15 protein-coding genes and 2 pseudogenes are annotated in these 12,652 nt (G+C 50.0%); 12 read left to right on the top strand and 5 right to left on the bottom strand.

Translation table 11 applies throughout. The annotated features are described in order from the left end of the window. Window positions 1-82: 82 nt before the first annotated feature. On the bottom strand, window positions 83-373 hold the full coding sequence (locus LIR34_RS06660; protein ID WP_118012927.1) for a type II toxin-antitoxin system YafQ family toxin: 291 nt from the start codon (window positions 371-373) through the stop codon (window positions 83-85). Further along, window positions 370-648 (bottom strand): type II toxin-antitoxin system RelB/DinJ family antitoxin, encoded by a 279-nt coding sequence (locus LIR34_RS06655; RefSeq protein ID WP_005924829.1) that lies wholly within the window; start codon window positions 646-648, stop codon window positions 370-372. Before LIR34_RS06655 ends, LIR34_RS06660 begins: the two co-directional genes overlap by 4 nt. A gap of 126 nt (window positions 649-774) precedes the next feature. Here LIR34_RS06655 and LIR34_RS06650 point away from each other — a divergent pair, with 126 nt between their 5' ends. The 5 genes from LIR34_RS06650 to LIR34_RS06630 all read left to right on the top strand — a co-directional run bounded on the left by LIR34_RS06650 (window position 775) and on the right by LIR34_RS06630 (window position 3,411). Further along, window positions 775-1,173, top strand: coding sequence for a cysteine-rich VLP domain-containing protein (locus LIR34_RS06650; protein WP_173902540.1), 399 nt, complete (start codon window positions 775-777; stop codon window positions 1,171-1,173). Between the two features lie 112 nt (window positions 1,174-1,285). Continuing rightward, entirely contained in the window at window positions 1,286-2,035 is a 750-nt protein-coding gene (locus tag LIR34_RS06645) for a phage replisome organizer N-terminal domain-containing protein (protein WP_265107712.1), read from the top strand. Beyond that, on the top strand, window positions 2,032-2,895 hold the full coding sequence (locus tag LIR34_RS06640; protein ID WP_173902987.1) for an ATP-binding protein: 864 nt from the start codon (window positions 2,032-2,034) through the stop codon (window positions 2,893-2,895). Before LIR34_RS06645 ends, LIR34_RS06640 begins: the two co-directional genes overlap by 4 nt. A 64-nt stretch (window positions 2,896-2,959) precedes the next feature. After that, complete coding sequence (locus tag LIR34_RS06635) at window positions 2,960-3,133, top strand: transposon-encoded TnpW family protein (protein WP_005924807.1); 174 nt, start codon at window positions 2,960-2,962, stop codon at window positions 3,131-3,133. 77 nt (window positions 3,134-3,210) lie between these two features. Then, window positions 3,211-3,411, top strand: a complete 201-nt coding sequence (locus LIR34_RS06630) for a hypothetical protein (RefSeq protein WP_173902986.1) — start codon at window positions 3,211-3,213, stop codon at window positions 3,409-3,411. Here LIR34_RS06630 and tet(40) read toward each other — a convergent pair. After that, window positions 3,377-4,516: pseudogene (tet(40), locus tag LIR34_RS06625) on the bottom strand (tetracycline efflux MFS transporter Tet(40)); the annotation flags it as partial. The gene LIR34_RS06630 and the pseudogene tet(40) overlap by 35 nt on opposite strands. A 387-nt stretch (window positions 4,517-4,903) precedes the next feature. On the opposite strand from tet(40), the pseudogene LIR34_RS06620 reads away from it, so the two are divergent. Then, a pseudogene (locus LIR34_RS06620) lies at window positions 4,904-5,428 on the top strand (IS110 family transposase); the annotation flags it as partial. Here LIR34_RS06620 and LIR34_RS06615 read toward each other — a convergent pair. Next, on the bottom strand, window positions 5,429-6,196 hold the full coding sequence (locus LIR34_RS06615) for a class I SAM-dependent methyltransferase (protein ID WP_002586626.1): 768 nt from the start codon (window positions 6,194-6,196) through the stop codon (window positions 5,429-5,431). 50 nt (window positions 6,197-6,246) lie between these two features. After that, complete coding sequence (tet(W), locus tag LIR34_RS06610; protein ID WP_002586627.1) at window positions 6,247-8,166, bottom strand: tetracycline resistance ribosomal protection protein Tet(W); 1,920 nt, start codon at window positions 8,164-8,166, stop codon at window positions 6,247-6,249. Window positions 8,167-8,771: 605 nt separating this feature from the next. On the opposite strand from tet(W), the gene LIR34_RS06605 reads away from it, so the two are divergent. From LIR34_RS06605 to LIR34_RS06580, 6 genes are all read left to right on the top strand, one after another. Next, window positions 8,772-9,035, top strand: a complete 264-nt coding sequence (locus LIR34_RS06605; RefSeq protein WP_330603718.1) for a sigma-70 family RNA polymerase sigma factor — start codon at window positions 8,772-8,774, stop codon at window positions 9,033-9,035. After that, on the top strand, window positions 9,028-9,228 hold the full coding sequence (locus LIR34_RS06600; RefSeq protein ID WP_006858003.1) for a helix-turn-helix domain-containing protein: 201 nt from the start codon (window positions 9,028-9,030) through the stop codon (window positions 9,226-9,228). Before LIR34_RS06605 ends, LIR34_RS06600 begins: the two co-directional genes overlap by 8 nt. Before the next feature lie 586 nt (window positions 9,229-9,814). Next, a complete protein-coding gene (locus LIR34_RS06595; protein ID WP_109056364.1) occupies window positions 9,815-10,210 on the top strand; it encodes a plasmid mobilization protein in 396 nt (131 codons plus the stop codon). Further along, the gene (locus tag LIR34_RS06590; protein ID WP_117566072.1) at window positions 10,182-11,804 is read left to right on the top strand and encodes a relaxase/mobilization nuclease domain-containing protein; all 1,623 of its coding nucleotides are present in this window, start codon (window positions 10,182-10,184) and stop codon (window positions 11,802-11,804) included. Before LIR34_RS06595 ends, LIR34_RS06590 begins: the two co-directional genes overlap by 29 nt. Before the next feature lie 184 nt (window positions 11,805-11,988). Further along, window positions 11,989-12,201, top strand: a complete 213-nt coding sequence (locus LIR34_RS06585) for a hypothetical protein (RefSeq protein WP_005927784.1) — start codon at window positions 11,989-11,991, stop codon at window positions 12,199-12,201. Continuing rightward, the coding region (locus LIR34_RS06580; RefSeq protein WP_265107711.1) for a phage replisome organizer N-terminal domain-containing protein at window positions 12,191-12,652 on the top strand (462 nt) is incomplete at its 3' end. The genes LIR34_RS06585 and LIR34_RS06580, both read left to right, overlap by 11 nt.

The following is a 12,652-nucleotide window of genomic DNA, read 5'->3' as shown; positions in this document are numbered from 1 at the left end:
TGTCAAGTGTGTCGCGTTTCACGACATACCTTTGCATACAGAAAAACCGCCGTACAGGTTTCCCCATACGGCGGCAGACTGTTTATTTGCCGAACAAGTCGCTGTGTGTGCCGGTGCGGGCCAGCGTCAGCACCAGAACATCATCCTCTATGCGATAGATAAGCAGCCAGTCCGGGAGAATATGACATTCCCGATGACCTGCCCAATCGCCGGACAGGTCATGGTCGCGGTTCTTATCCGGCAGCGGTTCGCCCATTGCCAGCAATGCTACGACCTGCTCCAGCAGCTCGATCTTCAAGCCACGCTTGATGGCTCGTTTGTAGTCTTTTTTGAAACTGGTCGTGTACTTGACGGTATATTTGGTTTCTTTCATCTTTTCAGGTCAGCAAACAACTCGTCAAGGTCATTATAGCCCTTTACAGACGGGTCTTTTGCAATCCTTTCCGCTTCCAGCATGGCAGCAACCGTTTCTTTGTTCGGCTGTTCCAGCCTTACCTCAAAGGGAATACCGCCTTCACGAAGCGACTGGCGCACAAAGATGTTAAACGCCGTAGTCAGGTTCATGCCAAGTTCCGTAAACAGTGCGTCCGCCTGCGCTTTCAAATCTGCGTCCATGCGGATACTGATGTTTGTGGTATTTCCAGCCATACGATCAACCCCTTTCTGCTGGCAATTATAGTATATGCCATTTGCACGAAGAAAACAATACTTTGCACGAATATTTAACAATAAATTCATTCAAGGAGGTTAGCTGCACTATGAAAGAAATCATTTATGAAGAACAACAAGACTGAACCTATCCCCGTCATGGATTACCGCCAGTACCGCAGAGCGCGGAGGCTGGTGCATGAGTGCTGCAACTACATCGACGGAAACTGTATCGCTCTGGACGATGGGGAGGAATGTGTTTGTGTCCAGTCTATTTCCTACTCCCTGTTGTGCAGGTGGTTTCGGGCGGCGGTATTACCGCAGGATAAGGAACTGGAAACGGCGCTGTTCCACCGGCTGAATGCTAAGAAATGCTCCGTATGTAGGGCGCTGTTTACCCCCGGTTCCAACCGGGCCAAATACTGCCCGGAATGTGCCGCACGCATGAAGCGGATCAACGCCGCAAAGCGCAAGCGGAAACAACGGGAGAAATGTCACGCTTTAGGGGCTGAAAAACCCTTGTAAATCAAGGCTTTCTTCGGGGGTGTCAAAGGCAGTCTGATAGATTTATCCTCTGCCCCCTAAAATAGCCTTAAAATGCGTACAGAATCCCAAGAGAACCCCAAGGAGGAACCCTATGTCAGACAATCGAAAATATTATTACCTGAAACTCAAAGAAAACTATTTTGATGATGATTCCATCGTGCTGCTGGAAAGTATGCAGGACGGTGTGCTGTATTCCAACATTCTGCTCAAGCTGTATCTGAAATCGCTGAAACATGGCGGGCGGCTCCAGCTTGACGAGGACATCCCTTACACGGCGCAGATGATCGCCACCATTACCCGCCAGCAGATCGGCACTGTTGAGAGAGCCTTGCAGATCTTTTTGAAGCTGGGTCTTGTGGAAGTGCTGGACAGCGGCACATTCTACATGAGCAACATCGAACTTTTAATCGGCCAGTCCTCTACCGAGGCTGAGCGAAAGCGGGCTGCGAGGCTCCAAAACAAGGCTCTTTCTGCGCTCCGGATAAGTGGCGGACATTTGTCCGACATTCGTCCACCAGAGATAGAGATAGAGTTAGAGAAAGAGATAGAGATAAAGAGAGAGATAGAGAAGGTACGCCCTGAAACGGGGCACCCTTCCCACACTTATGGCCATTACCAGAATGTTTTCCTGACGGACGGGGAACTGGCAGACTTACAGGCCAGCTTTCCCACTGTATGGGGCCAGTACATCGAAAAGCTGTCCGAGTACATGGCTTCTACCGGCAAGCGTTATCAGAGCCATGTCGCCACCATCCGGCGCTGGGCCGGTGAGGACGCGAAGAAAGCAGCCCCGCCCTCTCGCAACCGGGATTACAGCGTAAAGGAGGATGAAACCGTATGATTGAGATTACCGCAGAAATCCGGGCGCTGATTGACAAGGCAGCCGCCGGTGTGGAACTGGCTGAGGACGAGTATATAGACCTGTCAGACGGTCTCATCCACTGTAAGAAATGCGGCGGCCAGAGGCAGACCGTTGTGCCATGCTTCGGGAAATCCGGCTACTTTATGCCGCGCTGCATCTGCCAGTGCCAGCGGGAGGCTGAGGAGCAGCGCAAGGCTGCTGAAGAACGGCAGCGCCGCATGGAGCGTATCAAACGCCGAAAGGCACAGGGTTTGCAAGACCGTTATCTGTACGACTACACATTTTCCAATGACAACGGCCAAAATCCCCTGATGGACAAGGCCCGCGCCTATGTGGAGAACTGGAAGGAGGCATACAGGAACAACACCGGCCTGCTGTTGTTTGGGGATGTGGGAACCGGCAAGTCCTTTTTCGCCGGTTGTATCGCCAACGCCCTGCTTGACCGGGATGTGCCGGTGCTGATGACGAACTTTCCTACCATCCTGAACCGCCTGACCGGGATGTTCTCTGAGGACAGGTCGGAGTTTATTGCCAGCTTTGATGAGTATGACTTGCTTATCATTGACGATCTGGGTGTAGAGCGCAGTACCGAATATGCTATGGAGCAGATGTTTTTTGTCATCGACAGCCGCTATCGCAGCCGCAGACCCATGATTATCACAACAAACTTGAAACTGTCCGAGTTGAAAAACCCGCCTGATCTGGCTCACGCCCGTATCTATGACCGTATTCTGGAACGGTGTGCGCCGATTCTCTTTGACGGGAAGAATTTCCGGGAAGAAAATGCCGGTGCTACCCGACAGGCAGCAAAAGACATTGTAAACAGTAAGCACGATTGATTTTTTACCGGGCGGCACAGACCCGTTCGGAGAAAGGAGCGCCATGAACAAAGAACCCCGTACTATGCAGGTGGCAGACGCCGCTACTGCGTCCAGAGCGCCGGAAAACACGCCAGCGATGGTAAAGAAAATCGGCAAGACGACCTACAAGGTTCATGTCCATTTCAGCAATACCAGCACAGAAACCATGAGCGATAAAATCAAGCGTATGCTCAAAAATGAAATTCAGCAGATGTGACAGACTGATAAACGAAGCCGCCTTGTGCTAAACTGATGATGGTACACACCAAAATTTTTGTCAAGGAGGACACGAAAATGCTTTACACAGAAAAAGAGAAACATGAAATTGAGCGAGTAAAGGAGGCCTTTGCGGAACATCTGCGGCAAAGCCCTGATTTTGAACTGCTCTGGTCGGATAAGGTGGGCTATGTCTGGCTGACGATTGGCGTAAATCCGCTTTATGTGGATACCGGTATCAGGATATGGACACCTGCTGGGCTACCAGCCCCACAATAGGCCCGCCGATGATCTGCCCGAAAGAGTCCAGCTGTCCGCTGGTGGAAAAGACTGTGGCGCGCATTTTCTCATCCACATGGTCGTTCATCCAGGCGGCCAGCACAGGCTCCTTGATGGTGCGCATAAGCCCCGCCAGCAGGAACACCAACAACATGAACCAAAAGCTCCGCCCCACCGCGAAGAGAACCAGGCACAGGATATACCCGGCGCTGGTGGACATGACCACACTGGTTCGGCTGACAGTCCCTTTTTTCTCCATGCGGGCGATGAGCAACTGAGAAGCCAGAATACCTAAGCCGTTGCCGATAAGACTGATAACACCGAACCAAGTGACGCTGTTCAGCGGCCCGATAACGGGTATTACCGTGTCATCCAGAAAATGAGCGGTGGAGAGCCGGTCAAAGCCTTCACTGGCAAGTCCCCCGCATAGTGTGATTGCTAAGAGCGCCAGCAACACAGGTGCGCCTTTCACAAAGCCCAGGTTGAGCTTGAACAGGCAGACAAAGTCTTTAAGCAAGCCCTGCCGTTCCTCAATAGCAGGGGAGAAGTTGGTTTCTGGCATGATGCGAACCATCACCAGCCCCAACAACAAGCACAAACTGCCCCCCAAGATGACAGGCATTTGCAGGTTTATGTTTCCCAGCAGTGTGCCCAGCACCACGCCCAGAACGCCGCCGATTTGCCCCATTTGACTGCCCCGCAGGAACACCTTGTCTATGGGTTTGTCCTCTTCCTCCGAGGCAATCCACGCCTCCAGAGCGCCGGTGATGAAGGTATCACCGCAACCCCAGACAACCTGGGCCAGCAGAACCGGCGCGAACCACGGTAGCGCACCCTCCATCAGAAAGCCCAGGCCGTAGAGGAACATTCCAATCAGCACCGAGCGCCGACGGCTATACAAATCCGCCACCACACCGGTGGGTATCTCGAACAGAAAGCAGGAGGTCTCCAGAACCGTCCCTACCAGGACAAGCTGGAAAGCATCCAGCTGCACCACCTCCAGGTGGTACACGATGGAAAGCACTGTGGACATAGAAACCGCCAGGGAACAGACAAATCGGAACAGCAGGTAGACAGAATATGCCTTTGAATTTTTAGCAAACATGAAGTTACATCCTCCTAGTATAATAATGGTGTAGTCAAGAACGACTACTGGTTAATAGTTACAAAGTCCAATCTAATAAATCTATATAGATATAACGGAAGGAGGAGTTCCCCCTCCATCAGAAGTTATAGGACATATTTACCGTGTCTGAGGTTTCCTTAATGCACCAGACAAAATATAGAGGTATAATCACTGAAGGCAGGATCATTGACGTTTCCTCCTTGGGAGCCGGCCTTCTGGCTGGCGATACCTCTTAGAAAGTCTGTCAATCCTTTCGGTGGTGATTTATGTTTTGGCTGGTTGGGAAGCCTCAGGCTATACCTGTATAAGCCGCTAGGTTGTGTATCCACCCTTTGGAATTGGATGCCTGCCGGAAAGGATATTACTATGCACTATCAAAAAGTACTCAAGATGCCTGAAAGCATCCCCTATCTCTCTGTCGGGTTTGATGTCGGCGCAGACTTCACCTGGATGTCTATCATGCTCCCCAATGGCATCCTCATCGGTAAGCCTTTTAAGATCATTCATTCTGATCCGCAGTCCCGTGAGCTTGCCATCTCAAAAATAAAGGAAGCCCAGGAGATGTATTCTCTTGAAAGCCGCTGCTTCCTTGAATCCACCGGGATCTACCACATCCCACTCCTGTGCTTCCTTCGTGATAAGGGTTTTGACTGCGCCGTCATTAATCCTATCATTACTAAGAATAGCACAAATATGAACGTCAGGAAACTGCATAATGATAAATTTGATTCAAAAAAAGCTGCTAAAGTCGGCCTGGATGCCTCCCTTAAGGCTTCCATTGTCCCGGATGACGCAATCATTGACCTGCGCAATCTCGTGCGTGACTACTATTATTTCAAGGACCTGCAATCCGCCATCGTATTGAAGCTTCATGCGGAACTCAACTTGAATTTATTTTAAGCTATCACGTTTTACCTTCTTAAGCCTTACTATCATTACCATAGGAATTTCTTTGTTGGTTTTAAAACATTCTTCATAAAATCCATCAATGACAAATCCAGCTCTAAAACAAAGGTTAAAAATATCTTGTATGGAACGATGATAATAAATCTGCTCTTTCGGTTGCCCTTCAATCGCTATATCATAGTAACTGTGCGGTGTCATATATTTTTCAGTCAACGTGACAAAACAAGGGTGTTGCGTTGCAAAGACAAAAATTCCGCTTTCCTGCAACAGTTCATAAACAGCCATAAGAAGTGGTTCAATATCCGTAATATCCATAATTGCCATATTAGAAACTGCTTTCGTAAAGGCTCGATTTCTTTTTAATTCTAATATACTTTTTCTATCGGTCGCATCCGCCACACAAAATTCAATTTGTTTTGCATATTGTGATTGCCGTCTTTTAGCCAATTCTATCATTTTTTTGCTGTAATCAAAAGCGACAACCGAAGCGCCTCTTTGTGCAAGATACGAAGAATAATTTCCATTGCCACACGCAATATCCAAAATGTAATCCGCAGGATTAGGAGATAGAAGTTCCGTTACTTTGGGACGCACTACCTCTCTGTGAAATTCATTAGATTCGTCACCCATTGCATTATCCCAAAATTGTGCGTTCTCCTCCCAGATTTTTTTACTTTCCTCTGTTCCCATGTTCTCTCCCACTCCCCAAATTTGCTTTTTTGCTTCCATTAAATCTTCCTTACTATATTCCATTGTTACCCTCCATAACTTCTGATTGTTGCCGTCTTGACGATTATGTATCTTTACATTACCTTCTGAAACATATGGCGCACCTTGTCCAGGCGGCTGTTTGGACGGCGGGGCTGGATGACCGGCTGACCGACAGCGGCCTGATATCCTTTCAGCTCTGTAAGGCATACGCTCCGCCCGTTGGTGTAAAAGGCCAGATCAGTACGGTATGCCTGTATACAGCGGGCGGGAATCTCGCCAGTAAAGACAACTTCATCCTTTTTTACCTGGGCCGTTTCGATGGTGGCACAGTATTTCGGTGCATCATGATAAGCCCTGGAAAGGTATTCCTGGGGCGCATAGAGGATGAAGGAGAGATAAGGTTCCAGCAGCTGCGTCCCCGATTCCTTCAATGCCTGTTCCAATACAATCGGGGCCAATGAGCGGAAGTCCGCCGGCGTGCTGACCGGACTGTAATAAAGCCCGTATTCAAAGCAAATCTTACAGTCCGTTACGTTCCAGCCGAACAAGCCCTGCTCCAGCCCGTAACGGATACCATCCCTGACAGCGTTTTGAAAACTCTGGTTCAAGTATCCCAGCGAAACCCGGCTCTCGTATTGTACACCGGAGCCAAGCGAGAGTGGTGTAACAGACAGTCCTATGGATGCCCAAAACGGGTTGGGCGGCACCTCGATATGGATGGTGTGGCTGGCTGCTTTGAGCGGCCGCTCCATATAAATGACGGAGGGTTCCTTTACCACTGTTTCAAGCTTGTATTTTTCCGACAGCAAAGCGGAAACAACCTCCAACTGCACCCGGCCCAAAAAAGAAAGAATGATCTCATGGGTGATGGAATCCACTTCGCAACGCAAAAGCGGGTCAGTATCCGCAAGTTGCGTAAGAGCGTCCAGCAGCCGTTCTCTTTGCGCTGCCGTTTTCGGCGCAATCGTCGTCCGCAGCATGGGGAGGGGGTCCTCGCGCCACCTTTTACGAGGGAGCCGGGTTTGGTCCCCTAATACATCGTTTAACCTCACGCTGTCGCTGGGAAGGATAACAATTTCACCCTGATAAGCGGTGTCTGTCCGAACAATTTCCCCTTTGGATGGAATACGCATCTCTGTGATTTTCAGCTTTTCTCTCCCGGCCAGGGCCACCGTATCCCGCAGGCGCAGCGTTCCGCTGTATAACCGTAGATAGACACGCCGCTGGCCGCAATCGGTGTACTCAACCTTGAAAACGCTGCCGCATAGGGCGGCGCCCCCCTGTTCCCCAATCGGTTGGAACAGCCCTGTCACCGCATCCATCAACGGTTGAATGCCAAGGCCATTTTTGGCGCTGCCATGATAGACTGGGAACAGGGAGGCGTCTTGAACCCGCTGCTGTTCCTCCCGCGCAAGTTTTTCCCGGCTGATTGGTTCTCCTGCGATATACTTTTCCAATAATTCATCGTTATTTTCGATGACCGCATCCCATGCTTCTATGTCGGTATTTTCCTCCAGGACTATTTCCGGGGACAGCGACACCGTCTGCTTGATGATAATATCGGCGGAGAGCTTATCCCGAACAGACTGAACCACGCTCTGCAAATCAACGCCAGCCTGGTCGATCTTGTTGATAAAGATAACGGTGGGAATGTTCATTTTCCGCAGGGCATGGAACAGAATACGGGTCTGGGCCTGCACGCCATCTTTAGCGGAGATCACCAAGATGGCCCCATCTAAAACAGCCAAAGAGCGGTACACCTCCGCCAAAAAATCCATGTGGCCGGGCGTATCCACAATGTTAACTTTACATCTGTGCCACTGGAAGGAAGTGACTGCCGCTTGAATGGTAATCCCACGCTGCCGCTCCAAAAACATGGTGTCCGTCCTCGTTGTCCCTTTTTCGACGCTCCCCGGTTCTGAAATGGCTCCGCTGGCATATAGCAGGCTCTCCGTCAAGGTCGTCTTTCCAGCGTCTACATGGGCAAGAATTCCAATATTGATTATTTTCATGTGATTGTCCTCCCTTTACAGCCCCAAAGGGCATAAAAATCCCCAGCAGTAAAATACTTTTACCACTGGGGATTATAAGTTGCGGACATACACATATACAGCATACACCTGTTTGTGATTGCTGTTTTTGGGGATATGTCAAAATTGATAAGGCAAAAGTATTCTTAAATTGGGTACAAAAAACTAAGCCCCTACAAAAGGAGCTATCATAATCCTTTGTTCCCACTATTTGATTATAGTTTTATTTAAGAATACCTTGCCGCATATTTTTTACTCCTTTTCTGGATTAAATCATTGTATCACATCAGTTTTAATCATTGTATCACATCAGTTTTAGGAAAGCAAGTACCTAAAAGAAATTTTTCTTCCCCTTATATGTAACAATCATACCGGCTTCCTAGCGTTCAGAATGTTTTCTGCTGTCTGCTGTGGTGTTTGGTTGGAATTGTCCAACCAAAAGCCGATCCGTGGTGTTGTCTGCATTTTACTAAATACAAATTCAATGTATACAGAAAGATATAAGGAGTGGGAGGGATTCCGCCGTAGTTGGCATTGTAGGAAAATCCAAAAGTTTAGATTTTCCCACAATGCTTATCTTTTGGTCTTTGGTTCGGAATAGTGTAGTGCTGGCGGTCTATCTCTTGTTTTCGGTTGCTTGCTTCCTTACCGTACATGAGCATTCTCTTGCGGCTGCTCTTGCCCGATTGCCGGAACAGACGCAGGAAGAAATCTTTTTGTACTACTTTCAGCACTTGACGCAGAAAGAAATCGGAGAACAAAGCGGCTGGACACGCAGCACAATCGGGCGGCATATACGGCTTGCCTTGAAGCGGCTGAAAGAGGAAATGGAGGTGCTGTCCCATGAGTAACCGACTTCTCCCCTATGACACTATCATAAAGGCACATGAGGGCGACCCCATAGCGATACAAGCCGTCCTTGACCGATACGCTGGATATATCCGCTACTTCTCTAAGATGAACGGCTATTACAACTCTGATATGGAGGACTACATCAGAACAAAGCTGATTGAAAGCCTGTTCAAGTTCCGGCTTGACCGATAACATAGAAACTGAATATCCCGCCGCCCCGCAGCGGCACATGAAGCAGTAAATCCGAAAAAGATTTGCTGCTTTTTTTGCGCTCATTTTTGGCAAATTTCCAAAAGTTCCGTATTAGATAGTGAAACCAAAAAAGGCTGCCGTTTTTTTTAGACAGCGGGCAAAACGCAGCTTCCGAAACGCCTTATTGTCGGGAAAGACCGAGCCGCCGGAAAAGTTCTTGCCGGAAAGTCCGTCATTTTTGCTTTTTGCGGTGTTGTAGGGAGTAAGAGGAAGAACGCCAGCCCGCAGCCTTTTATGAAAAAGCTGGTTATAGATTTTCTGAAAAAGTGGCAGTAGGAAGTGAACGGCAGTCCGGCAGTTTCTTAGAGCAAGATTCTACCGCAGTACCAAAATTCGCTTATCGCTCATTTTGCCCCTGCGGGAATCTTGTTGGGGAGTGCCTTCCCCAAACCCTGCCATGCGGCTTACGCCGCTTAAAAATCCCTCAAAATATTTTTTCGGATTTTTCAAAAACAGTTCCGCTTCACACCCTGTTTTTCTCCTATTAGTGAGAGGACACCATACACAGAAAGGAGGTCTGTCGACCATGAAACGATACAACACACCGCACCGCAGCCGGGTAGTCAAAACACGCATGACCGAGGAAGAATACGCCGAGTTTGCAGAAAGGCTTTCTGCCTACAACATGAGCCAAGCCGAGTTTATCCGGCAAGCCATAACCGGGGCAGCCATACGCCCCATCATAACCGTTTCTCCCGTCAATGATGAGCTGCTTGCCGCTGTTGGGAAGCTGACCGCCGAATACGGCAGGATCGGCGGCAACTTAAACCAGATAGCCCGGACGCTGAACGAGTGGCACAGCCCCTACCCGCAGCTTGCCGGGGAGGTACGGGCGGCGGTTTCCGACCTTGCTGCCCTAAAGTTTGAAATCTTGCAGAAAGTGGGTGACGCTGTTGGCAACATTCAAACATATCAGCTCTAAAAATGCCGACTATGGCGCAGCGGAAGCCTACCTCACATTTGAGCATGACGAGTTTACCATGAAGCCCACCCTTGATGGAAACGGGCGGCTGATACCGAGGGAGGATTACCGCATTTCTTCCCTCAACTGCGGGGGCGAGGATTTCGCTGTTGCCTGTATGCGGGCGAATCTCCGCTATGAGAAAAATCAAAAACGGGAAGATGTGAAAAGCCACCACTATATCATCAGCTTTGACCCACGGGACGGGACAGACAACGGCTTGACCGTAGACCAGGCGCAGGAGCTGGGCGAGAAGTTCTGTAAAGAGCATTTCCCCGGACACCAAGCCCTTGTATGCACCCACCCGGACGGGCATAACCACAGCGGCAATATCCATGTGCATATCGTCATCAACTCCCTGCGAATTTATGAAGTCCCGCTTCTGCCCTACATGGACAGACCAGCCGACACAAGGGCGGGCTGCAAGCACCGCTGCACCAATGCCGCTATGGAATATTTCAAGAGTGAAGTCATGGAGATGTGCCACCGGGAGGGGCTTTACCAAATCGACCTCTTGAACGGTAGCAAGGAACGGATAACAGAACGAGAGTACTGGGCGGCAAAGAAAGGGCAGCTTGCCCTTGATAAAGAGAACGCCACCAGAGAAGCCGCCGGACAGCCGACCAAGCCCACCAAGTTTGAAACGGACAAGGCGAAGCTGCGCCGGACGATACGGCAGGCACTTTCCCAAGCTACCAGCTTTGACGAGTTTTCTTCCCTTTTGCTGCGGGAGGGCGTGACCGTCAAGGAGAGCCGAGGGCGGCTTTCCTACCTCACGCCGGACAGGACAAAGCCTATCACAGCCCGGAAGCTTGGGGACGATTTTGACAAGGCTGCTGTCCTTGCCCTGCTTACACAGAACGCCCACAGAGCCGCCAAACAGACCAAAGCCATACCCGAATACCCTGTCGCAGTTAAAAAGCCGTCACAAGGGGAAAAACCCACAAAAACCACCCCGGCAGACAACACCTTGCAGCGCATGGTTGACCGGGAAGCCAAGCGAGCCGAGGGCAAGGGCGTGGGCTATGACCGCTGGGCGGCAAAGTACAATCTAAAGCAAATGGCGGCTACCGTTACCGCCTACCAGCAGTACGGCTTTTCTTCCCCGGAGGAACTGGACGAAGCCTGCTCTGCTGCCTATGCCGCCATGCAGGAAAGCCTTACAGAGCTGAAGCAGGTGGAAAAGACGCTGGACGGGAAAAAGGAGCTGCAACGGCAGGTGCTTGCCTATTCCAAGACCCGCCCTGTCCGGGACGGGCTGAAACAGCAGAAAAACGCCAAAGCAAAAGCAGCCTACCGACAGAAGCACGAAAGCGACTTTATCATAGCAGACGCAGCCGCCCGCTATTTCAAAGAAAACGGCATTTCCAAGCTGCCGGGCTATAAAGCCCTGCAAGCCGAGATTGAAAGCCTTATCCAAGAGAAAAACAGCGGCTACAACGATTACCGGGCAAAACGGGAGGAATACCGCCGCTTACAGACTGTCAAGGGCAATATCGACCAGATTTTACGCAGGGAACGCAAGCCTGTGAAAAAGCAGGAACAGGAGCGATAAAAACCGCCCCCAAATGTACCCGAACCCATACAGAACAAGGGGGCTGCCCCGTACCCTATCCGCAATACCAAAGGATTTTTTAACGGGCTTACAGGGCAGAAAAACCCCGAAAATGATACCGAGATGATACAGAATTACCGCCGATACCGTCACACCAGCGGAAACGGCAGAAAGGAGCGCACCCATGCCAAGAATGAGCAAGAAACGGCGGCTGGAATGGTCTTTTTTCCTGCGGCAAGTGAAAGTCGGGAATACCACCTGCGACCGTATCACATACAACGACCTCTGCCGGGGCTGTACCCATAGCTGCAAGCAGAGCTTCCGGGCGGTTATCATACTCTGCCCCCGCTACTACTCCAAACGCCGGAAAAAGGAGGACAGGGACAATGGCAGATAACCGCAAGTATTACTACCTCAAGCTGAAAGAGAACTTTTTTGACAGCGACTCCATTGTGCTGCTGGAAGATATGAAAGACGGGATTTTATATTCCAATATCCTCTTGAAGCTGTACTTAAAATCGCTGAAAAACGGCGGGAAGTTGCAGCTTGACGAGCATATCCCCTACACAGCGCAGATGATAGCGACACTGACCCGCCACCAGATAGGGACGGTTGAAAGGGCTTTAGAGATTTTCCGGCAGTTGGGGCTTGTGGAGCAGCTTGACAGCGGGGCTTTTTATATGACCGATATTGAGCTGATGATAGGACAGTCCTCTACCGAAGCCGAGCGAAAACGGGCTGCAAGGCTGGAAAACAAGGCACTTTTACCGTCTCGGACAAAAGGCGGACATTTGTCCGACATTCGTCCACCAGAGATAGAGATAGAGTTAGAGAAAGAGATAGAGATA

The sequence above is a fragment of the Blautia sp. MSK17_66 genome (genome assembly GCF_020538025.1).
Classification (GTDB): domain Bacteria; phylum Bacillota; class Clostridia; order Lachnospirales; family Lachnospiraceae; genus Blautia_A.
Note: the sequence above shows the minus strand (reverse complement) of the source record. Positions and strands in the feature narration are given on the sequence as shown.